A 21,930-nucleotide genomic window follows, 5' to 3' on the forward strand; every position below is an offset into this window, starting at 1 on the left:
CGCATTTCGCATGGCTTGATTTCTCATACCGATGACCACAGTGCCGTCGCTACTGCAGGTTGTTGCGCATGATCAGCAGCCAGGGCGTATGCGAGTTGGTAAACGGGTCGAGCTTGCCGGAGTCGCCGAGTTCGATCACGTCCATCGACACCGATTGCTGGACGTTACCGCCGATCGCCCGCACCTCGCGCGCGGCGGGATCGACCTCGACCACGATATCGCAATGCATGGGCGTGGTGCCAAAGCGGATTTCCGATGGATCCTCGATGTACTTGTCGCGCCCGCGCGCGGCGCAGATCACGTCGCCGGGTCGTGGCAGCGCGGGAACGGGTTCGATATGGAAGGCCGGCGCAGGCAGGATGCCGTCGCGCGCATCCACCACATACATCGAATGTGACTGGCCGGTCAGGAATTGACGTTCATCGAGCCCCGCCTTGCGCATGACCCATGAAATAAAGACGGCCGACCAGGCCCACGCACCCTGCGTGATCTGCTGGCAGTTGGGCGACTGGCCCACGATATGCCAGTAGCGTTGCGCCATCGCACAGCCCTGCGCGGTCGCCTCCATGCCGGTGCCATCGGGAAAGCGGATGCAATTGGGATCGTTGCCTGCGTCGGCTTCGGTATCGGCGGATGGCGCGCCGGCAGTGTCGGCGCCGCCCGCATCGGCATCGAGGGCGGGTATCAGAGGCGCAGGCAGGGGGCTGCGCGTTACGCACGCGGTGTCGTCGCGCCCGATGCGTACTACCTGGCCGCCCCAGCGCTGCCATTCCTCGCGTGCGATCTCGACGATGCGCTCGCGCGGGGTTGCACCCGGGGTGGTGGCGATCTGTTCGCGGTCGGGCAGGGGCGCGGCCTGGGGTCGCGCCGGCTTGATCGGGGTGGCGCAACCACACAGCACAGCGACCGCCGAGACCGTCAACACGGCCTGAAACAAGCGCCCCAGGCCCTGTGGAGAAGATTGTGGAAGCTTGTGTGGAAAGCGCTGTGAATAACGCTGTGGAAATCTGGCGGAAAACCGGCGCGGCAGCATGGGAGGCACTTCGGGCGTCGGCCCCGACGAGGCAAGTACTGGCCTTGTGCGAGCGCCGTTCTTCAGCATGTCGTGGCAGCCTTCACAAGCAGGCTGCCGCCTGTGCGGTAGTCCGCGGCGCGGAGCCGGGCTACCTCTGTGGATAACGTTCCCCGCCTGGCGCACACCCCACCCGGCGAGGCGTCCGGTGGCGGCATGGCGGGGTCATGTGGGCGGGCTGTCATGCGACGGCCCGGCCAGCGTCACTGATTGACGGCGTCCTTGAACTTCTGGCCCGCCTTGAACTTCACGGTCTTGGCTGCTTCGACCTTGATTTCCTCGCCGGTGCGCGGGTTACGGGCCATGCGCTCGGCGCGCTCGCCCTGGCTGAACGTGCCAAAGCCAATCAGGCTCAGCGTGTCGCCCTTGGCCACGGCTTCCATGATGGCGTTCAGGGTTACGTTGAGGGCCTGTTCGGCCTTGGCCTTGGTCAGACCGTCCACGCCAGCAGCGATCGCGTCGATCAGTTCGGTTTTCGTCATGCTTCACTCCGTCTCGAGTTGAAAAATCACAGACGCCCGCCTGGGCGGATCCGGCTGGAACCCGCCTCGGCAAAGACGCCGCGGGCAACATCATACCGTGTCGGACAAGGCGCACCGGGACGAGAATGTTACGAATGCGCGCAGCGCCGCCGGGTGAGGCGGTCGGTTTGAGGAAATGCGGGCGCTTTCGGGAAGGCTTTGGCGCCGTCCTGGGGCCGGCATGGCGCGAGGTATGGGCGCCGCGTGCGAGGCCAGCGCAGTGCGGTATACGGCCGCCCGGCTCGCGCATGCCCGCAGGAGGCGCCAGGAGGCCCTCAGCGTCGCGCAGGCCCATCCCGGGGGCTCGGGGACGCGCGGACGTCCCTGGGCGCCTTGCGGCGCCTCTGAGGCCTCTGGCGCGTGTTGCGGCCTTTGGCCCGTTCGGGGCCGGCCTGGCGCGCTCATCACGGCTCGCGACGCCGGCCGCGACCCAGTCTCGCCCCAGTCGAGACGGCCAGTCGCGACGTATACGCGCGTTCCAGGCCACGCCAGCGCATGCGATGGCTGTCGCGTCGCGGACACAGATCCGCCCGCTTTTTCATCCGTCACGATTTTCCGCGCAGGGCAACCGGACGCGTCATTCAGAACGGGGCGTTCCGAGCGTATACGACGCTCGGGACCGGTCTCGTGCTTTCGGTTTACATCTTTCTTTCATGTATACAGATAGTAGTGATAGGTAAACGTCGCCCTGATCTGTGGATAACCACGTATACATCAGACAGATCAAGGACTTGCGTATACGGTAACCACAGGGACGGCGTGTTGGCCGGCGGGGATGACTCAGCCATTGGTATGAGGGCAGGCGAGGTATACCTCCAACTTGTTCCGTATACATCCCCATCCCAGCCCCAGGGAACCCACACCGAATCCGCGTACTTTTCCACAGCCGCAGGGGTGGTTATCCACATCGCGCGAATCTCGCCGCCTCCGTCTCAGCCTTTTCCGAACGTAATTCGGAAAATATCGGAATTTATCTTGATATAGGCCTGTTTAATATCTCTATTACTGGCGGATCTATGATGGACGCATAACAACCGTTTTAGATATTAATTGGCGCTTTATTTATTACTGCCTTTTCCCAAAGGTGGAAAAACGATGAATAGAACGCTCTCCGTACCCGGCTTGTTACACCCCGTCGCCGCCTCCGGGCGCCCGCTACAAAGGGGCCGCCACCGGCTCACCGCGACCGCGATCCATGCCGCCGCTTGCATGGTGGCTTCGGCCGCGTCGGCGCAAGCCCATCACCCGTCGTCCGTGCGCCCGCCAATGGAGGTCATTCGCCCGGCGCCACTCCCAAGCCTGCTGCCGTTCGGTCTTTCGCTGGCTGGCATTACGTCCTGGCGCGGCCGGGTGCGCCCCGATATTTCGGGCCGTGCCGGGCTGAAAATAGAAGGCCGCGGGAACCAGATTATTCGTGGGACAGATTCAGGACTTTTTTATGACAAGGACACGGCCAAACAGACCAATGTCGGCATTTCCAATACGACCTTCGGCCAGAGCGGCCTTAGCAAGGAGGGACTGTTTCACGACCTGGGCGGCACCCATACCGCGACCATCGAGCTCGATGGCGTCCGTTTCGAAGGCCTGTCGGGCGACGCGGGCAGCGTCTTCTCGCTGGCCGGTAGCGGCCCCGGCACGGTCATGAACGTCGTGGCGGGCAATGGCGGTGTCGCGGTCATCAACAACACCGTGCTCGAGACCGGCGCGGCCGTCGCGGTGCAGGCAGGGACCTTCGGTCTCGATGCGCGCAAGGGCTCGATCGTCTTCGAGGGAAACCGCCAGGGACCGCTGGCGAGGTATGGGCGGCTCGTGCGCAAGGGACTGGTGCGCAGGCAGCGGCCGGGCCTGCCGCCGGAGCAGCGACCTGGAGAACCCAACGCGGTGTTCCTCGGCCCTGGTGCGGTACTGAACCTCAATGCCGATGCCGGCCAGCGGATCGTCTTCGGCGACCCGGTTGCCTCCAAGCCCGGCGAGACCGTGACCATCGCCAAGACGGGAGCGGGCGAGGTCGTCTTCCACCGGGTGATCCGCGCCGACAACGGTATCGCCGTCGGGTCGGCGGTGCAGGCCAATACCACGGTCAATGGCGGCCGCTTCACGCTCGCGGACAATGCGAGCTTTGGCGTCGCCGACGCCGGCAGTATGGTCGTCAACGCGGGCGGCACGCTCAGCGGCAACCACTTGTCGCGCCTGCTTGCCCGCCGGGTCACGGTGCACGACGGCGGCACGCTCGAAGGCTCCGGCGGCCATTTTACGATCGATGCCCGCGGTGTGTCGCTGCGCGATGGCGCCCAGGTCACCGGAACCGGCAAGCTGGCGACAACCGGCGACATCGTGCTCGACGGCATCACCGCCGCGAGGGTCGACAAACGGGAGGCGCTGGAGATCGCCGGCCGGCTCACCGGCCCCGGCGGCCTGGCCAAGCATGGCGACGGCGTGTTGCATCTGAGTGCGGACAACACCTACACCGGCACCACCTATCTGCATGGCGGGGTGCTCGAGTTCTCCCGCCCGAACCAGCTCGGCACACTTGGCAACCCGATCGTCTTCGATGGCGGCACGCTGCGCTACCTGTCCGGCGGCTTTGGCTTTCTCGGTCGCAAGACGACGCTGCGCGAGCAAGGCGGCACGCTCGACAGCAATGGCTATTCCACCGAATTTCGCGGTGTGCTGGACGGCGCAGGCGATCTCACCAAGACCGGTGACGGCACCATCGTGCTGAGTGCAAGAAACACCTACACGGGTGCGACGCACGTTCGCGGCGGGACCTTGCGCGTGGATGGCGGCATCGCCAGCCCGTTGACCACCGTGAATAACGATGCAACGCTGGCCGGCACCGGTACGGTCGGCGGCAAGGTGGCCGTCGAGCCGGGCGGCCGGATTGCGCCAGGCGCCAGCGCGGGCACGCTGACGATTGCTGGCGACCTGGCCTTGTCTCCGGGTACCGTGCTCGACTACGAGCTGGGCCAGGCCGATACCGTGGGCGGCGCCCTGAACGACCTCATCAAGGTGGGCGGCAACGTGCGTCTCGACGGTACCCTGAACGTGGCGGCTTCCGCGGGCGGTCAGTTCGGACCCGGCGTCTACCGGCTGATCGACTATGGCGGCACGCTCGACGATCGCGGCCTGGAAATCGGCACGCTGCCGGCGGGTACGGCGGCCAGCACACTCCATGTGCAGACCGTCGTGCCGCGCCAGGTCAACCTGGTCAACCGGCAGGGCATGTCTTCGCTGACGTTCTGGGATGGCGGCAGCGGCCGTGGCCTGAACGATGGCCGCGTCGACGGTGGCAGCGGCACATGGTCCGCTGCGGCGCACGGCAACGACTGGGCCGACAGTACCGGCGCGGTCAACGGCGGCTGGTACCGCGATGGCTTTGCCGTGTTCCAGGGCGCGCCGGGAACGGTTGCGGTGGATAACGCCGAGGGCCCGGTGGTGACCGGCGGCATGCAGTTCGCCGTCGACGGGTATGTGCTCACGGGGCAGGCCCTGGCCACCGCGCAGCCGAAGACGGTGATCCGTGTTGGTGACGGCAGTGCGGCCGGCGTCGCGATGACGGCCACCATTGCCGCGCCCCTGGAAGGGGCGGGCGGTCTTGAAAAGACCGACGCCGGCCGGCTTGTGCTGACCGCCGCCAACACCCTTGCCGGCGGCACCACGATTCGCGAAGGGGCGCTACAGCTCGGCGACGGGGGCACCACGGGCAGTGTCATCGGGCCGATCGACAACCGCGGCACGCTGATCGTCAACCGCGCCGACGTGGTGACCCTCGATGCTGCCAGCGGAGCCATCGGCGGCCCCGGCGCGTTGGTCCAGGCCGGTCCCGGCACGCTGGTGCTCAACGGCGAGCATGCTTACAGCGGTCCGACCACGGTGGCGGCCGGTACCCTGATGGTGGGCGACAGCGCGCACGCGCAGAGCGCGCTGAGCGGCGGCGGGGCCCTTACCGTGCAGGCGGACGGGATACTCTCCGGCCATGGCGCGGTGAAAGCCTTGGTGCGGAACCATGGCGAGATCCGCCTCGGCGGCTCGTCGTCGGGCGCCGGCAGCGGCGTGCCGGTGACGTTCGGCATGACGGGTGGGCTCGATAACCGCGGCAACGTGAATATGGTCAACGGCGTGGTAGGCGATCGCCTGCGGGTGCAGGGAGACTATGTGTCGAACGGCGGGCGGGTGCAGCTCGATGTCGTGCTCGACGATGATGTCATGAACAGGCGCGGCGACCGGCTCGAGGTTTCATCCGTCACGCGCGGCAGCGGTGCCACGCGGGTCACGCTGCAGGCGGTGGGCAGCGCGGCGGTGCAAGCCAAGGCAAGGACCGACGGTATTCAGGTGATCGCCGTCGCCGACCGTCAGCGTTCGCCGGCCGGTGTGTTTGTACTGGATGGCCGCGTCGTGGCGGGACCCTATGAGTACCAGCTGTACCACGGTGGCGTGACGGACCCGCACGATGGCCAGTGGTATGTGCGGCCGAAGCAGGTAGAGTCGGACATCGACCCCCGGGTGCGGCGCAGCCCGGTTGCGCCGCCCACCCCGGCTGCGCCGCCCGCTCCGGCTGCGCCGCCCGCTCCGGCTGCGCCGCCTACCCCGGCTGCGCCGCCCACCCCGGCTGCGCCGCTGGTGCCCTCCCCGGAGGTCCGGACACCCGAACCATCGTCCGGATCGGCAGCCGGTCGGACCGCCGAAGCGACTTCACAGGTAACGCCGGCGGCAACGCCCGAGGCAACAGCCGCGACGCCCTCCGGGACGACCTCCGCCGCGCCGGCGCGCGCCGACTCCGGGGCAGCCTCGGCGTCGCTCGCCGCCGCGGCAGCGCCCGCCGACGCTATCCCGGTGGCACGACCGGTGTACCGGCCCGAAGTGGCCACCTATCTTGCCAACCGGCAGATGGCCGCGCAGATGTTTGTGCACAGCCTGCAAGACCGTGAAGACGATGGGGGGCTCTCCGGTAGCGAGGGGGCCGACTCAGGTCAGCGCGACGCGGGCCACCCCGGCGCCTATCCACGCGCAACGTGGCTGCGCACATGGGCCCAACGCGTGCGTGCCGGCCTTCAGCCTGACCAGGGCGGCCTGCAGGCCAGTACCGACGTGCTGGGCTTGCAGGGAGGCCTGGAACTCGCGCAATGGCAGCTCGGCTCCGCCGGCCGCCTGCATGTGGGAGCCATGGGCGGCTATGGCCATGCCAGCAGCCGTGGCGCGGCACTCGGCAACACGGCCGGCGCCACCGGCCAGGTGCAGGGCTGGCAGGCCGGGGGCTACGCTACGTGGTTCGCGGACGATACGCGTCGGCATGGTGCCTACGTCGACAGTTGGGTCCAGTACGGCTGGTTCAGCAATCGCGTGCAGGGCGACCAGCTGCCGACGGTGCGCTATCGCCATCAGGGCTGGGCGGTATCGGGCGAGGCCGGCTACGGCATTCCGCTCGGCCAGGGCTGGGTGGTCGAGCCCCAGGTCCAGTGGCTGTACCTCGATGCGCGCCACGACGACGTCACCGAGGCCAACGGCACACGCGTGAGCGCGAGCGGCGCGGACGGCTCGATCACGCGCGTCGGCCTGCGTGGCCGCCGCCAGTTCGCCACGGCAGGCGGCGGCAATGCGCAGGTATCGCTCGCTTTCAACTGGTGGCATACGCGTACCGGCAACGCCATGACGTTCGGCGAGGTCCCGGTCGGTGAACTCTATCCGGCCTCGCGCTACGAGCTGAAGCTGGGGGTCCAGGGTGCCTTGAGCCGGCGCTGGTCGGCGTGGGCCAACGTATCGGGCAGCCGTGCCGCGGGCGACTTCGAGCAATACGCGCTACGCCTCGGCGCCCGCTATGTGTGGTAACGCGGTGTGGTAACTGCATCGTGCCTGCGTGGCGACATCGTTCCTGTCATGCCACGCAGGTATCATTCGATGCGCGCCGGATTTCCCCGGCGCTCTACCATTCGGGACGGAACATGGCGGACAAGGGCGTGCGCAAGCATACGGACAGTGACGGCAAGAAGGACAAGGACATCAGGTCCGGCAAGTCCGGCAAGGATGTCAGGAAAGCGGACAAGAAGAAGACCGCGAGCGACCGTATCGAGGTGCGCCAGTCGGGCGTGCATGGCCGCGGCGTGTACGCGATCGGCGCCATTGCCGAGGATGAACGCATCATCGAATACAAGGGCGAGCATATTTCCTGGAAGGAAGCGCTCAAGCGTCATCCGCACGATCCGGACGATCCCAACCACACGTTCTACTTCAGCCTCGACGACGGCAGCGTGATCGATGCCAAGTACGGCGGCAATCGCGCACGCTGGATCAACCACGCGTGCGAGCCGAACTGCGAGGCGCGCGAGAAGAAGGGCCGCGTATATATCCACGCGCTGCGCGATATCGCGCCGGGCGAGGAGCTGTTCTACGACTATGGCCTCGTGATCGACGAACCGTACACCAGGAAGCTCAAGAAAGAATTCGAATGCCGTTGCGGCAGCCCGCAATGCCGCGGCACGTTGCTCGCGCCGAAGACACGCGGCAAGAAGAAGTAAGCGGCGGGCTACGGCCGGACCGGTGACGGCGCCGGGCGGGACCCGCGGGCCGGTTCAACCGCCACTCAGGCGCCGGTGCCGGCGGCCTCGCACGGGATCCGGATCACGAAGCGCATCGACGGGCGGCGCGGCGCGGGTTCGCCACCCTCGGCCGTCGCCATGCTCTCGTCGGCCCGGCCCTCATCGGCGCCGGCATGCACCGACGTCGTCTCGGTCAGACGATCGGCCTGGCGCACACTCTCACGCTCGGGCACGGTGGCCGGCACATCCTCGATGCGAATCGTGCCCTGATGCAGCGTGACGATTTCATGCACGATGGCCAGCCCCAGGCCGGCCCCGCTCGGCGCCGCCTGCCGCGCCACGCCCGGGGTGTCGTCGCCGCGGAAAAAGCGCTTGAAGACTTCATCGCGCCGCGCTGGCGGAATGCCGGGCCCGTTGTCCTCGATCATCACCACGGCCATGCCGCGATGACCCATGGTCTCGCCGCCGGCGCGCACCGTGATGCGGCCACCGGCCGGCACATACTTCACCGCGTTATCGATCAGGTTGCTGAGCGCCTCGCGCATCAGCAGGCGGTTGCCGCGTACCGTGGCAGGCGCGCCGCCGGTAAAGGTGGGGCCGGGCAGGATCTCGAAGCCCAGGTCGATGCGCCGCGCCAGAGCCTGTGGCACCCATTCGGCACCGATCTCGAAGGCGAGTTCGGCCAGGTCGAAATGCTCGACCGGCCCGAGCCGCTCCAGCGACAGACCCGGCTCCGCGCGCGCCAGCGACAGCAGCTGGTTCGACAGCCGTACCGCGCGGTCCGCGGCGGTCTGCACTTCGCGCAGCGCGTGCCGCGCGACGTCGAGCGTATCGGCCTCCACGGCGCGATCCGCATGCAGCTTGACCGCCGTCAGCGGCGTGCGCAACTGGTGGGCGGCATCGGCAATGAACTTGCGTTGCGCATCGAGCGCATCGCGCAGGCGCGACAGCAGCGCATTGAGGCCGCGAATCAGCGGTTCCACTTCGGCCGGCACCTGCGTTTCGTCGAGCGCGGCGAGCGAACGCGCGGTCTGCCGGTTGAGCTTGTCGGTCAGGATCTGCAGCGGCACCAGCTCTTCCTTGAGCACGTGCGACAGGATCAGGCTGCCCAGCAGCAACAGCAGCAGCAGCGGGACCGATACCGACAGCAGGATTTCATTGGCGGCGGTTTCGCGGCGGTCGAGCAGTTCGGCCACCTCCACCACGATGGGGCCGCGCGGGGCCACCCCCTCGGCCGACGTACCCAGTTCATCGGTAGCCGGACTCGGCAGCGTGACCGGCAGCCGTACCGCGCGCACCTGGCGGCCGCTGAACCACGCATAGAACAGCCGCGCGTCGTGCAGCGAGGTCTGTCCCGTGCCGTAGCCAAGCCAGGTGTCCATGCCGCCGATCAGGCCGTCGGGGCCGTGGATGCGCCAGTAGATGCGGTCGCTGCCTTCGGCCTCGACCAGCGTCTGGGCGATCATCGGGATGTCCTGTTCCAGGCGCGGGCCGGCAATGCGGATCTGCTGCGCGATATTGTTGGCCACGCCGTAGAGCGCGCGGTCGAACACCTGGGTGGTGTAGTGCGCGGCCAGCCAGTACGACAGCGAGCCGCTGGTCAGTACCAGCGCGAACAGCGGCGTGGCCAGCGCGCGCAGCAGGTGGATGCGCAGGCTGGGATTGGTCGAGACGCGCTGGCCACCGCGCGCACGCGTGCCACCGGACGCAGGTGACGACGTCGACGCGGGTGCTGAAGTCGAGGGCGGTTGATGACGCGGCCACATGACGGACGGCTTGTCTCAGGATGGCAACGGCAGGCCGCGGCGCACGCGCACCGCGGAATCAGTGTCCCGCACGCATCTGCAGCAGGTAGCCGAAGCCGCGCACGGTGACGATTTCCACATCGCTGTCTTCAAGCTTCTTGCGGACACGATGCACATAGACTTCGATTGCGGTATCGCCAACCGTATCGCCGCCTTCCCCGGCGGGATGCGCGAACGTGGCGAGGTGGTCCTGCATCTGCGCCTTGCTGACCACACGGCCCTGGCGCTGCAGCAGCAGCTCCAGCACCGCGAATTCGCGCGGCGACAATTCAAGCGGACGGCCATCAACGAACATGCGGCGATCGTTGCCCGACAGGCGCAGGCGGCCAAGCCGCACATCGCGCTCCGGCGCGGCCTCGCCGTGCTGGCTGCGCCGGAGCAGCACGCGCACGCGTGCCTCCAGCTCAGGCAGGGCGAAAGGCTTGACGAGGTAATCGTCGGCGCCCGCGTTCAGGCCCGAGAGCTTGTCTTCGAGTTCGTCGCGGGCGGTCAGGATCAGGACCGGCGTGGTGCGGTTGCGCGCGCGGTAACGTGCCAGCAGCGTCATGCCGTCGATACCGGGCAAGCCCAGGTCGAGAATGACGAGGTCGTGCTGGTCGCGCAGCAAATGGTCGGTGGCGTAGACGCCGTCATGGACCACGCGTACCTGATGGCCGGCGCGGGACAGGCCAGCTTCGACGCCACTGGCGATTTGACGGTCGTCCTCGATCAGCAGGATACGCATGGCTCTGAAGGTCTCGATGGGCACGTGCCGACTGTCACGCCGGCAGGGGCCCGGGGCAAGTCGACAATGTTGCCGATTGTACAGGGCCCTGCCTTTCAGCGACCTAACAGGCTGTGGCCCTTTGCGGGCCGGCCCGGCGGCCGCGGCGGATCAGCGCGCGAGCGGGGCCGCGGCGGACTCGATAAAGGTGGCGAGGTCGATATCGCGCTGGGTCAGGCCGTCGGCGTCGTGCGTGGACAGCGTGATGTCCACCCGGTTGTAGACATTGAACCACTCCGGATGATGGTCGACCTTGTCGGCCTGAAGCGCCACGCGCGTCATAAACCCGAACGCGGCATTGAAGTCCGCAAAACGGAACGATTTCTGGATGGCGTCGCGGCCCGCTACGGGCGTCCAGCCGGGCAGGCCGGCAAGCAGGCTCGCGCGAGCCTCTGGCGAGAGAGGAGTCATGATGGGCTCGATCGGAAAGACTTCGGCAAACGGAAAACCGGCCCGCCGGGCCAGCGGACGGGTGCGGTCCGATGGCCGGCATGCCGGCATTGTTTCACAACGGCAGGAGACGGTCAGATGTCGTCGCTGTCGCTCCAGCCTTCGCGCGTGCCGGTGTGCAGCACGCGGTCGCCGTCGGCAATGTCGCCGGCGCCGAGCGTCGGCAGCGCGCGCAGTGCCGGGTACAGCGGCGTGAAGTCCGGCCGCGTGGCGTCGAACAGCTGTTCGAAGCTGTCGATCACGAAATACGTTTTCTGGAAGGTGTCGATGCGATATCGCGTGCGCATGATGCGGCGCACGTCGAAGCCGATGCGGTTGGGGCTCGCGGCATCGAGGCTGTAGACCGATTCGCCCTGGCTCGACACGATGCCGGCGCCATAGATGCGCAGGCCGGCGGGCGTACGGATCAGGCCAAACTCCACCGTGTACCAGTACAGGCGCGCCAGCATGTCGAGCGCGCCGAGGCCGGCCGCCTTGAGACCGCCCTTGCCGTACGCCTCCATGTAGTCGGCGAAGATCGGGTTGATCAGCAGGGGCACATGGCCAAAGACGTCATGGAAGCAATCCGGCTCCTGCAGGTAGTCGAGCTGCTCGGGCTTGCGCATCCACCAGCTGGCGGGAAAGCGCCGGTTGGCCAGATGCTCGAAGAAGACCTCGTCGGGCACCAGCCCGGGCACCGCCACGATCTGCCAGCCGGTGGCGCGCATCAGGGTCTCGTTGAGCGCTTCGAAGTCGGGTACGCGATCCTTGTCCATGCCGAGCGTCGCCAGACCGTCGAGGAATTCGTCGCAGACCCGGCCGCGCAGCATGGCCGCCTGCCGTTCGTAGAGCTGGCGCCAGACCGCGTGGTCCGTGCTGGTATAGCGGTGCACCGGCTGGGCGATGGTGAAGTCCGGGCGCAGGGCCTGGCCGGACAGCAGGCCGGCCTCGAACTGCTCGCGCAGCTTGTCGGTCATGGTGCCGGCAAACTCGGCGGTCGCGCCTGCGCTGGCGGGTGCGGCGGCGGGTGCGGTGGCGGAAGGGGTCATCTCTACGGCTCCAGCGATGCGGAATTACTGCGTAGTCTAGCGAGGAGAGGGCGCGATCTGGCCGCAAAATCCACAGCGAATTGGCCGCCAATGCATATAATCTGCATCTGCGGCTATCTAAATGCGGGATTTGCGTATGACCGACCTCGATCCCTATGACCTCGCCCTGCTGGCCGCCCTACAGGTGGACGGCCGGTCCACCCACCAGCAACTGGCGGAGCGCGTGCACTTGTCGCCGAGCCAGGTGGGGCGGCGCATCGCCCGTCTGGAGTCCGACGGCGTGATTACCGGCTACCGGGTGAACCTGTCGCACCAGGCGCTGGGCCTGGGTGTGCTGGTATTCATCAGCGTCAAGCTGGCCCACCACGGCGACACCGCGGTGGAGCGGTTCCGCGAGGAGATCCTGCTGCTCGACGAGGTGCAGGAGTGCTACTCGGTGGCGGGCGAGGCCGACTACCTGGTGCGCGTGGTGGTGCCCGACCTGCCCACGCTGGCCGACTTCACCATGAAGAAGCTGATGCGCGTCCCCGGCGTGGAAAGCGTCCGGTCCAATATCGTGCTGACCGCGCTCAAGCGCGAGGGACAGCTGCCGCTGTCACATTTGCGCTGAAAAAGCTATCCGGCGGCGCCGGAATGTGCGCAGACTTGCGCTTGCCATCGCCCCATGTCACGCTCGCCGGGTGCCATCAGGGGGAGGGGACAAGCATGAAAAGAATCGTCACCGTCGGGCTTGCCGCACTGGCCACGATATGCGCGGCCGGTCAGGCATGGGCGGCGCAGATCACCCGCTTTTCCCCCGAAGGGGTCGTGCCGCGGGTGCGTCAGGTGGCGATCCGCTTCGACGAGCCGATGGTGCCGATGGGCGACCTCAAGGCGACTGCTCCGGCCGCGCTCTCGTGCCAGGGCGGCAATACCAGTGGCCAGGGGCGCTGGGTCGATGGCAGCAACTGGGTGTTCGACTTCGAACAGGACCTGCCGCCCGGGGTGCGCTGCAGCGTGCGCATCGCCAGCGGCCTGCGCAGCGTCGCCGGCAAGGGGTACACCGGCAAGCCCGAATACCGCTTCGAGACCGGCGGGCCCACCGTGCTGTCGGCGCGCCCGTCCGGTGGCCAGGTCGAGGAGGACCAGGTCTTTGCCATCCGCTTCAATGGCGCGGCCACGGCCGGCTCGATCCAGGCGCATACGTGGTGCCAGGCCGAGGGCCTGGGCGAACGCATTCCGGTCCGGCTGCTCGGTGGCAAGGACCGGGACACGGTCTTGCGCGCCATCTACTGGACCGACTACGCCAGGCAGAACCCCGATGCGATCCACCTGCTCGCGTGCCAGCAGCGCCTGCCCGCCGGCGCGCGCATGCAGCTGGTGTTCGATGCCGGCATCGCCACGCCCTCCGGCATTGCCACGCGCGAGGCGCGGCGCTTCGACTACACCGTGCGCGAGGCATTTGCGGCCGGCTTCACCTGCGAGCGCGAGCGTGCCGAGGCACCCTGCACGCCGTTGCGCCCGCTCCGCGTCACCTTCACCGCCCCGGTGCCGCGCAAGGCGGCCGAGCGGATCGTGCTGAAGACGCCCCAGGGCACGCGCAACCCGACGTTCGAGGCGGACCTGCCGGCCGATGCGCTGGTGGAGTCGGTCTCGTTTCCGCCGCCGTTCGCCGAAAACGCGACGCTGACCATCGAGGCGCCGAAGGATCTCAAGGACGACAGCGGCCGCGCGCTGGGCAACGCCGATCTGTTCCCGCTCAAGGTCACCATGGGCGCGTTGCCGCCGCTGGCCAAATTCGCCGCGGCACCGTTCGGCGTGGTCGAGCGCTTCGCCGACGTGCCGCGCGGCAAGGCGCCCGACGACTATCCGCCGCTGCTGCCGGTGACGCTGCGCAATGTGGAAGCGGATCTGCCGGCGACCACCGTGCGCGCGCAGGCCGGCACCGTGGCGCGGCTCAGGGTCGACGACGATGGCGCCATCCTGCGCTGGCTTGGCCTGGTGCGGCAGATGCACGAACAGACCTGGACCCGGCCGGAGCTCGATGCGGTGCTTGCCGGCAACTCGCCGTACGACGTGAGGAATCCGCGCAACGCGCCGCGGATCGAGACGCGCGCGGTCTCGCTGCTGGAGCGCGCGCCCGGTGTTCGCAAGCTCGATATTCCGCGGCCCGCCGGGGGCGACCCGCGGCCCTTCGAGGTGGTAGGCATCCCGTTGCCGGAGCCGGGCTTCCATGTGGTCGAAATCGCGTCGCCGCGACTCGGTGCCGCGCTGCTCGGCAAGCCGGCGCCGATGTACGTGCGCACCGCCGCGCTGGTGACCAACCTGGGCGTGCATTTCAAGCTCGCGCGCGGTGCCGCCGACGGGGACATGAGCGGCCTGGCCTGGGTGACGTCGCTCGACGAAGGCAAGCCGGTGGCCAACGCCGCGGTGGCCGTGCGCGGCTGCGACGGCAAGCTGCTGGCCGAGGGGCGCACCGACGCCAGCGGCATCGCCCGCTTTGCGCGCCTGCCGGACGTGCGCAGCCGCGGCTGCGCCAACGGACTGGACGGCTATTTCGTCTCGGCGCGCATCGCCGCCGACCATCCCCAGGCGCGCGGCAAGGCCGATATGGCCTTCGTGCTGTCGGGGTGGAATCGCGGCATCGAGACCTGGCGCTTCAATGTGCCGACCGACGCCAGCGCCACGCAGACGCTGCGCGCGCATACCGTATTCGATCGCACGCTGCTGCGCGCGGGCGAGACCGTCTCGATGAAGCATCTGTTGCGAACCGAGACCGTGCAGGGCTTCGGCCTGCCCGGCGGGGTGCGGGCCAGCCCCGCCAGGGTCGTGATCACGCATCAGGGCAGCGGGCAGACCTACGAGGTGCCGCTGCAATGGCGCGTCACCGCCACCGGCGGGCGCAGTGCCGAGAACACGTTCCAGATTCCCCCGGCGGCGAAGCTCGGGGTCTATTCCACCGCGCTGGTCTATGCCGATGGCCAGTCGCTCGACTCGGGCAGTTTCCGCGTCGAGGCGTTCCGCTTGCCGGTGCTCGCCGGCACGCTGCAGGCCGAGAAAGATCCCAAGGCCAGGGGCAATGCCCTGGTGGCGCCGGGCGCGGTCCCGGTCGGCATGGAAATCCACTATCTGTCGGGGGGCGGCGCTGCCGGCTTGCCGGTGCAATTGTCGGCGCTGCTGCGGCGCAAGGCCGTGACCTTTGCCGACTACGACGACTTTTCGTTCGACGCGCCGCGCGCACAGGCGCAGAGCGCGTCCGGCGACGAGGATGCCGCGCAGGAGTCGCCATCCGAGTCGGAACGGCTGGTCGCGGACAAGGTCCCGGTGACGCTCGACCGTAACGGCGCGGGCAAGGCTACGCTGAAGGACCTCCCGAAGATCGAGGAAGCCAACGACCTCGTGCTCGAGGCGGGCTTTGCCGACCCCAATGGCGAGATCCAGACGCTGCGCCAGACCGTGCCGGTGTGGCCGGCGGCGGTGGTGGCCGGCATCCGTGCCGGCAGCTGGGTCTCGGTCAGCCGGAAGATCGGCGTGCAGGGGCTCGCGCTCGATACGCAGGGCAAGCCGATGGCCGACATGCCGGTGCAGATCCAGGCGCGCCTGCGCATCACCACCTCGGCGCGCAAGCGCGTGGTGGGCGGCTTCTACCAGTACGACAACCGCAGCGAGAGCAGGGACCTCGGCACCGTTTGCGAAGCACGCACCAATGCCCAGGGCCGGGCCCACTGCGATGTGGCACTCACGCAGGCCGGCGAGGTGGAACTGGTGGCCGTGGTGCGCGATAGCGAGGGTCGCATGTCGCGCGCCGCCACCACGGTGTGGGTCACGCGCCAGGGTGAACTGTGGTTCGGCGGCGAGAACCACGACCGCATGGACGTGATTCCCGAGAAAAAAGCCTACGCGCCCGGCGAGACCGCCGTGTTCCAGGTACGCATGCCGTTCCGCCGCGCGACCGCGCTGGTGGCGGTGGAGCGCGAGGGCGTAATCGATACGCAGGTGGTCGCGTTGCGCGGCGACGATCCCACCGTGCGGCTCAAGGTCAGGCCGGAGTGGGGGCCCAACGTGTACGTATCGGTGCTGTCGCTGCGCGGACGCCTGCGCGAGGTGCCGTGGTATTCGTTCTTCACGTGGGGCTGGCGCCAGCCCGTCGACTGGTGGCGCGCGTTCCGCAGCGAGGGGCGCGAGTACGTCGCGCCGTCGCCGCTGGTCGACCTGTCCAAGCCGGCCTTCCGCCTCGGCCTCGCCGAGATCCGTGTGGGCAACGAGGCAGCGCGTCTGGACGTGGCGGTGACGCCGGACAAGACGTCCTATCCGGTCCGCGGCAAGGCCCGTGTCAACGTGCAGGTGAAGCTGCCGGACGGCAAGCCCGCGGCCAATGGCGAGGTGGCCTTTGCCGCGGTCGACCAGGCGCTGCTCGAACTGATGCCGAATACGAGCTGGAACCTGCTCGATGCCATGCTGCAGCGGCGCAGCTATGGCGTGGAGACCTCGACCGCGCAGATGGAGATCATCGGCCGCCGCCACTATGGGCGCAAGGCCGTGCCTGCCGGCGGCGGCGGTGGCAAGAGTCCGACGCGCGAACTGTTCGACACGCTGCTGCTGTGGAATCCGCGCGTGCAGCTCGATGGCGAAGGACGCGCCACGCTCGAGGTGCCGCTCAACGATTCGCTGACGAGCTTCCGCCTGGTGGCCGTGGCCGACCTCGGCGTGGGCCGCTTCGGCAGCGGCGGAGCCACCATCGCCGCCACGCAGGACCTGCAGCTGATCGCGGGCCTGCCGCTGCTGGTGCGCGAGGACGACCGCTACCGCGCGATGTTCACGCTGCGCAATACCACGCAGCGTGCGATGACGGTGGAAGCGAGCGCCAGGGCGACGCTGGTCGATGCCCAGACGCTGCCGGCCCAGACCGTGCAGGTGCCCGCCGGCGAGGCGCGCGAGATCGGCTGGGACGTGACCGCGCCCGCGATGCTCGCCTATAGCCGCAGCGGCACCATCCAGTGGGAGGTGCAGGCGAACGAGCGTGGCACCGGCAATGCGAGCGACCGGCTCAAGCTGTCGCAGCAGATCGTGCCGGCGGTGCCGGTGACCGTGCAGCAGGCCACGCTCGCGCAGCTGGCGCCGTCGCTGTCGATCCCGGTGCAGGCGCCGGCGGAAGCGCTGGCCGACCCGGCCGGCAAGCTGCGCGGCGGCCTGCAGGTGGCGCTGCAGTCGTCGCTGGCCGGCGGCATGCCGGGCGTGCGCGAGTGGTTCCGCGTGTATCCGTTCACGTGCCTCGAGCAGCGTACGTCGAAGGCGATCGGCCTCGGCGATGCCACGGCGTGGGATGCGTTGATGGCGCAACTGCCGTCGTATCTCGACGGCAACGGCCTGGCCTCGTACTTCCCGTTATCCAGCGATGCCAGCGCGGGCAGCGTGCCACTTACGGCCTACCTGCTCTCGGTCAGCGACGAGGCGGTGCGCGCCGGGCTGCCGATGCGCGTGCCCGAGGCACAGCGCCAGCAAATGGAGCGCGGGCTGGTCGCGTTTGTGGAAGGGCGCATCCAGCCGCCGCGCTGGGCGCCGCAGTCGGCGACGATGGACCTCGAGGTGCGCAAGCTCGCGGCGCTGGAAGCGCTCTCGCGCACCGGCCATGCGCAGGCGCGCATGCTCGGCTCGATCCAGATCCTGCCCGCGCAATGGCCGACTTCCGCGCTGATCGACTGGCTCGCGTTGCTGACCCGCATGCCGGATATCCCGCAGCACGAGGCACGCCTGGCAGAGGCGCAGCAACTGCTGCGCGGCCGCCTGACGGTGCAGGGTACGCGCCTGGCGTTCTCGACCGAACGCGATGACAACTGGTGGTGGCTGATGGCCAACGGCGACGTCAATGCGGCACGGCTGCTGGCGCTGGCAGCGCAGTTGCCGGGGTGGAAGGACGACGTGCCGCAGCTTGTCACGGGGCTGCTCGGCCGGCAGACGCGCGGTGCGTGGAATACCACCACGGCCAACGCGTGGGGCGTGCTGGCGATTGCGCGCTATGCGCAGGCGTACGAGCGTGTGACGGTGGCCGGCACCACGCGCGCGACTCTCGGTACCGAGAGTCGCGGCTTCGACTGGAGCCGTGCCACGCAGCGCGATGGCGTGGCCACCGGCATGGTGGACCTCGCGTGGCCGGCGGGCGGCCCGGGGCGACTGTCACCCTCGTCACCCGCGTCACCCCCGGCGGCGGCGCCGGGCACGCTGCAGGTCGAGCACACCGGCAGCGGACGTCCGTGGGCCACCGTGCGTGCGCTCGCGGCCGTGCCGCTGCGCGAGCCGATTGCCGCGGGCTACCGCGTGCGCCGCAGCGTCACGCCGGTGGAGCAGGCGGTGGCAGGCAAATGGTCGCGCGGCGATACCTATCGCGTCAGGCTCGATGTCGAGGCCCAGGCGGACATGACCTGGGTGGTGGTCAGCGACCCGGTACCGACCGGCGCGACCATTCTCGGTAGCGGGCTGGGACGCGATTCGGCCATCGCCACGCGTGGCCAGGGTGCGGGCACGAGCTACGCCACCTTCACCGAACGCACCCCGGAGGCATATCGCGCTTATTACGCATATGTGCCGAAGGGCGGGTTCGCGGTCGAATACACGGTGCGTCTCAATAACGCCGGCGAATTCGCCATGCCGCCGGCGCGCGTGGAAGCCATGTATGCGCCCGATGTCTTTGGCGCGCTGCCGGTGGAGCGTCTGACTGTGGGAGCGCGTCCGTGAGCTGGCTGGCAATGAAGATGCCCGCGCGCGTGCGGGAGTGGTGGATCGCGGGCACGCTGGCCGGCATCGTGTACGGCGTGATGCTGATGCAGGCCACGATGGCACTGCCCGCGGGATCGTCGGCGACGGTGCAGATCGTCTTCCAGCCGGTGTGGAAGGCCGCGATGACGCTGCTGCTGGCGCGCGCGGCACGCTTTCATCCCTACGTGCGCGAGCGCCGCTGGCTGATGGCGGCGTTGTTGCTGTCGTCGGTCGGCGATTTCCTGCTCGCCATGCCGGTGTTGCGCATCTCGTTTATCGGCGGACTCGGTGCGTTCCTCCTCGCGCATCTGGCGTATTTGGCGCTGCTGGTCCCGCTCGGTCCCGACCTGCGTCCGCACCGGCTGGTCGGCTGTGGCCTGGTGATCGGCGCGGCCGGCGCGATGCTGGGCCGGTTCTGGCCCAACCTCGGCGAGCTGATGCTGCCGGTCACGATCTATGTGTGCGTGCTCGCGGCGATGGCATGCGCGGCGCTGCTGGCAAAGCTGCCGACGCCGATGACCGCGCTCGGCGCGCTGTGCTTCGTGGTGTCCGATGCACTGATTGGCACCTCGCGCTTTCTGTCGGCGTTCGACACTTACCAGCTCGGCATCTGGTGGTTCTACGCGGCTGCGCAGGTGCTGCTGGTGGCGGGCATCGTGGCGGAGCGGGAGGCATAGCGCATGCGCCGCGTCGGCCCGCTCGCCTTCTGCAGGTGGATCTGCACGGTTGCGTCGCTGGCGGCCACGCCCGCGCTCGCGGTGCCGAACTTCCAGGCCGTCAAGGCCGACTGGCACAGCACCGACGTGATCGTGACCGACCGCCATGGCGAGACCGTGGCGCGCGTGCGCGACGACTTCCGGGCGCGCCGCGGCGACTGGGTCGCGCTGGCCGATATCTCTCCGGCCGTGCGCACCGCCATCGTGCTGTCGGAGGACCGGCGCTTCTACGCGCATAGCGGCGTGGACTGGCAGGGCGTGGCGGCGGCGGCCTGGGCCAACCTGTGGAACACCCGCACGCGTGGCGCCTCCACGCTGACGATGCAGCTCGCCGGACTGCTGGACGCCGACCTGCGCGCGGGACACGGCCGCACGCTCGGCCAGAAGGTCGGTCAGGCGATCAGCGCCACCTCGCTCGAGCGTGGCTGGGCCAAGGACCAGATCCTCGAGGCGTACCTCAACCTCGTGCCGTTCCGCGGCGAACTGGTGGGCCTGTCGGCGATGTCGCAGACGCTGTTCGGCAAGGTGCCGAGCGGGCTTGACGCGCGCGAAGCGGCGCTCGCGGTGGCGCTCGTGCGCGCCCCCAATGCCAGCGCCGCGCAGGTCTCGCGCCGCGCGTGCGGCATCCTGCGCGAGATGCAGTTGCCGCGCGAATGCGATGGCCTGGCCGGCTTTACCGAACTGGCCTTGCTGCGCGCCAGCGCCGCCGCCGCGTGGCGGCCGCCTGGCGCCAGTCTCGCGCCGCACCTGGGACGGCTGCTGGTGGCACGCGCGCCGGGAACCCGGCGCATCGTCTCCACGCTCGATGCGGAGATCCAGCGTGTGGCCGTGGCGAGCCTCGACCGGCATCTGCGTGAACTGGCCGGGCGCAACGTCGAGGATGGCGCGGTGGTGGTGATCGACAACGCCAGTGGCGATGTGCTGGCCTACGTCGGATCCTCGGGCACCTTGTCCGGGGCGGCGCAGGTCGATCACGCGGCCGCGCTGCGCCAGGCGGGCTCCACGCTCAAGCCGTTCCTTTACGCGCAGGCGCTCGAGGAGCGCCGGCTCACGGCGGCGTCGCTGCTCGACGACCGGCCCGTCAACCTGCCGACCGGCGGCGGCCTCTACATCCCGCAGAACTACGATCATCGCTATGCGGGCTGGGTCAGCCTGCGCGCGGCGCTCGGCGCATCGCTCAATGTGCCGGCGGTGCGCACGCTGGTCATGGTCACGCCGTACCGGTTTCATCGCCGCCTGGTGGCGCTCGGCCTGCCGCTGACGCAGGCCGGCGACTACTACGGCTACAGCCTCGCGCTCGGCAGCGCCGACGTGCCGCTGCTGGCGCTGACCAATGCCTATCGCGCGCTGGCCAATGGCGGTGCCTATGCGCCGCCGCGCCTGCGTGCCGACGCGCGTGCGGCCGCGCCCACGCAGGTGATGCTGCCCGCGGCCGCCTATGTGATCGGGGACGTGCTCGCCGACCGCCATGCGCGAGCGCGCACCTTTGGGCTCGACAGCCCCCTTACCACGCGCTTCTGGACCGCGGTAAAGACCGGCACCAGCAAGGACATGCGCGACAACTGGTGCGTGGGGTGGTCGCAGCGCTATACGGTGGGCGTGTGGGTCGGCAATGCCAGCGGCGCGAGCATGCACGACGTGTCGGGCGTATCGGGCGCGGCGCCGGTATGGCACGACGTCATGGCAGCGCTGCACGGCACGGTGCCGAGCCGCGCGCCGGCGATGCCGACGGGCGTGCGGCGCGTGGCGCTGACGTTCGACCAGGACCTCGAACCCGCGCGCGAGGAAGTGTTCCTGGCCGGCACCGCCCTGACGCGCGTGAGTGTGGGCAGTGCGCCCGCGCGCGCGGCCGGCGCCGCGATCGCCAGCCCCGCCGACGGCACCGTGTTCGCGCTCGATCCCGATATTCCGCCGGCCGCCCAACGCATCTGGTTCCATGCCGACGGCGTGGCCGGGGACACCGCCCGGGGTGTCGGCTGGCGCGTGGACGGCCGGCCGATGGCACGCGGCGGCATGGTGTCGTGGCTGCCCTGGCCGGGCCGGCATCGCGTGGAACTGGTCGACGCCGGCGGCACCGTGCTCGATCGCGTGGCGATCGAAGTGCGCGGCGCGGGCGTACGCGAGGAGGCGCGCGGGTCCGGGCGCAAGCGCGGGCGTTGAGCCATCCATAAGTCCGATAAATATTCTGTGCGTATATTGGCGGCAGATATTCAGCGTGAATATGTGTCATGGCGATGCGCCAGATGTGAACGGCAGTCAGGCACGGCGGGCGGACACACAGGTAGACCCAGCCCAGCACGCGTGCGCTAT

12 protein-coding genes are annotated in these 21,930 nt (G+C 68.9%); 6 read left to right on the forward strand and 6 right to left on the reverse strand.

Annotation, left to right across the window (positions count from 1 at the left end):
* Positions 1-49: 49 nt before the first annotated feature.
* Positions 50-1,033: a DUF2272 domain-containing protein gene (locus tag DFLDMN_RS12800; protein WP_423195325.1), complete on the reverse strand. Its 984-nt coding sequence runs from the start codon at positions 1,031-1,033 to the stop codon at positions 50-52.
* Positions 1,034-1,275: 242 nt separating this feature from the next.
* Entirely contained in the window at positions 1,276-1,554 is a 279-nt protein-coding gene (locus DFLDMN_RS12805; RefSeq protein ID WP_150373355.1) for an HU family DNA-binding protein, read from the reverse strand.
* 1,305 nt (positions 1,555-2,859) lie between these two features.
* Between DFLDMN_RS12805 and DFLDMN_RS12810 the strand changes: the two genes are divergently transcribed.
* Both DFLDMN_RS12810 and DFLDMN_RS12815 read left to right on the forward strand, forming a co-directional pair.
* Positions 2,860-7,419 carry an autotransporter outer membrane beta-barrel domain-containing protein gene (locus DFLDMN_RS12810; protein WP_423195326.1) on the forward strand — a complete coding sequence of 1,520 codons (4,560 nt, stop codon included), beginning with the start codon at positions 2,860-2,862 and terminating at the stop codon, positions 7,417-7,419.
* A gap of 113 nt (positions 7,420-7,532) precedes the next feature.
* Positions 7,533-8,105 (forward strand): SET domain-containing protein, encoded by a 573-nt coding sequence (locus DFLDMN_RS12815; RefSeq protein WP_423195327.1) that lies wholly within the window; start codon positions 7,533-7,535, stop codon positions 8,103-8,105.
* A gap of 65 nt (positions 8,106-8,170) precedes the next feature.
* Here the strand turns inward: DFLDMN_RS12815 and DFLDMN_RS12820 are convergent, their stop codons facing one another.
* From DFLDMN_RS12820 to phhA, 4 genes are all read right to left on the reverse strand, one after another.
* On the reverse strand, positions 8,171-9,892 hold the full coding sequence (locus DFLDMN_RS12820) for a sensor histidine kinase (RefSeq protein ID WP_423195328.1): 1,722 nt from the start codon (positions 9,890-9,892) through the stop codon (positions 8,171-8,173).
* Positions 9,893-9,950: 58 nt separating this feature from the next.
* A complete protein-coding gene (locus DFLDMN_RS12825) occupies positions 9,951-10,655 on the reverse strand; it encodes a response regulator transcription factor (RefSeq protein WP_423195329.1) in 705 nt (234 codons plus the stop codon).
* 150 nt (positions 10,656-10,805) lie between these two features.
* Entirely contained in the window at positions 10,806-11,105 is a 300-nt protein-coding gene (locus DFLDMN_RS12830) for a 4a-hydroxytetrahydrobiopterin dehydratase (protein ID WP_423195330.1), read from the reverse strand.
* Positions 11,106-11,218: 113 nt separating this feature from the next.
* A complete protein-coding gene (gene phhA / locus DFLDMN_RS12835) occupies positions 11,219-12,172 on the reverse strand; it encodes a phenylalanine 4-monooxygenase (RefSeq protein WP_423195331.1) in 954 nt (317 codons plus the stop codon).
* Positions 12,173-12,308: 136 nt separating this feature from the next.
* On the opposite strand from phhA, the gene DFLDMN_RS12840 reads away from it, so the two are divergent.
* From DFLDMN_RS12840 to pbpC, 4 genes are all read left to right on the forward strand, one after another.
* On the forward strand, positions 12,309-12,782 hold the full coding sequence (locus DFLDMN_RS12840) for an Lrp/AsnC family transcriptional regulator (RefSeq protein WP_423195332.1): 474 nt from the start codon (positions 12,309-12,311) through the stop codon (positions 12,780-12,782).
* A 95-nt stretch (positions 12,783-12,877) separates the two neighbouring features.
* Entirely contained in the window at positions 12,878-18,883 is a 6,006-nt protein-coding gene (locus DFLDMN_RS12845; protein ID WP_423195333.1) for an MG2 domain-containing protein, read from the forward strand.
* Positions 18,880-19,581: a lysoplasmalogenase gene (locus tag DFLDMN_RS12850; RefSeq protein ID WP_423195334.1), complete on the forward strand. Its 702-nt coding sequence runs from the start codon at positions 18,880-18,882 to the stop codon at positions 19,579-19,581. The genes DFLDMN_RS12845 and DFLDMN_RS12850 overlap by 4 nt, the downstream gene beginning before the upstream one ends.
* 3 nt (positions 19,582-19,584) lie before the next feature.
* A complete protein-coding gene (pbpC, locus tag DFLDMN_RS12855) occupies positions 19,585-21,780 on the forward strand; it encodes a penicillin-binding protein 1C (RefSeq protein WP_423195335.1) in 2,196 nt (731 codons plus the stop codon).
* Positions 21,781-21,930 lie beyond the last annotated feature (150 nt).

The sequence above is a fragment of the Cupriavidus sp. H19C3 genome (assembly GCF_049393815.1).
Classification (GTDB): domain Bacteria; phylum Pseudomonadota; class Gammaproteobacteria; order Burkholderiales; family Burkholderiaceae; genus Cupriavidus.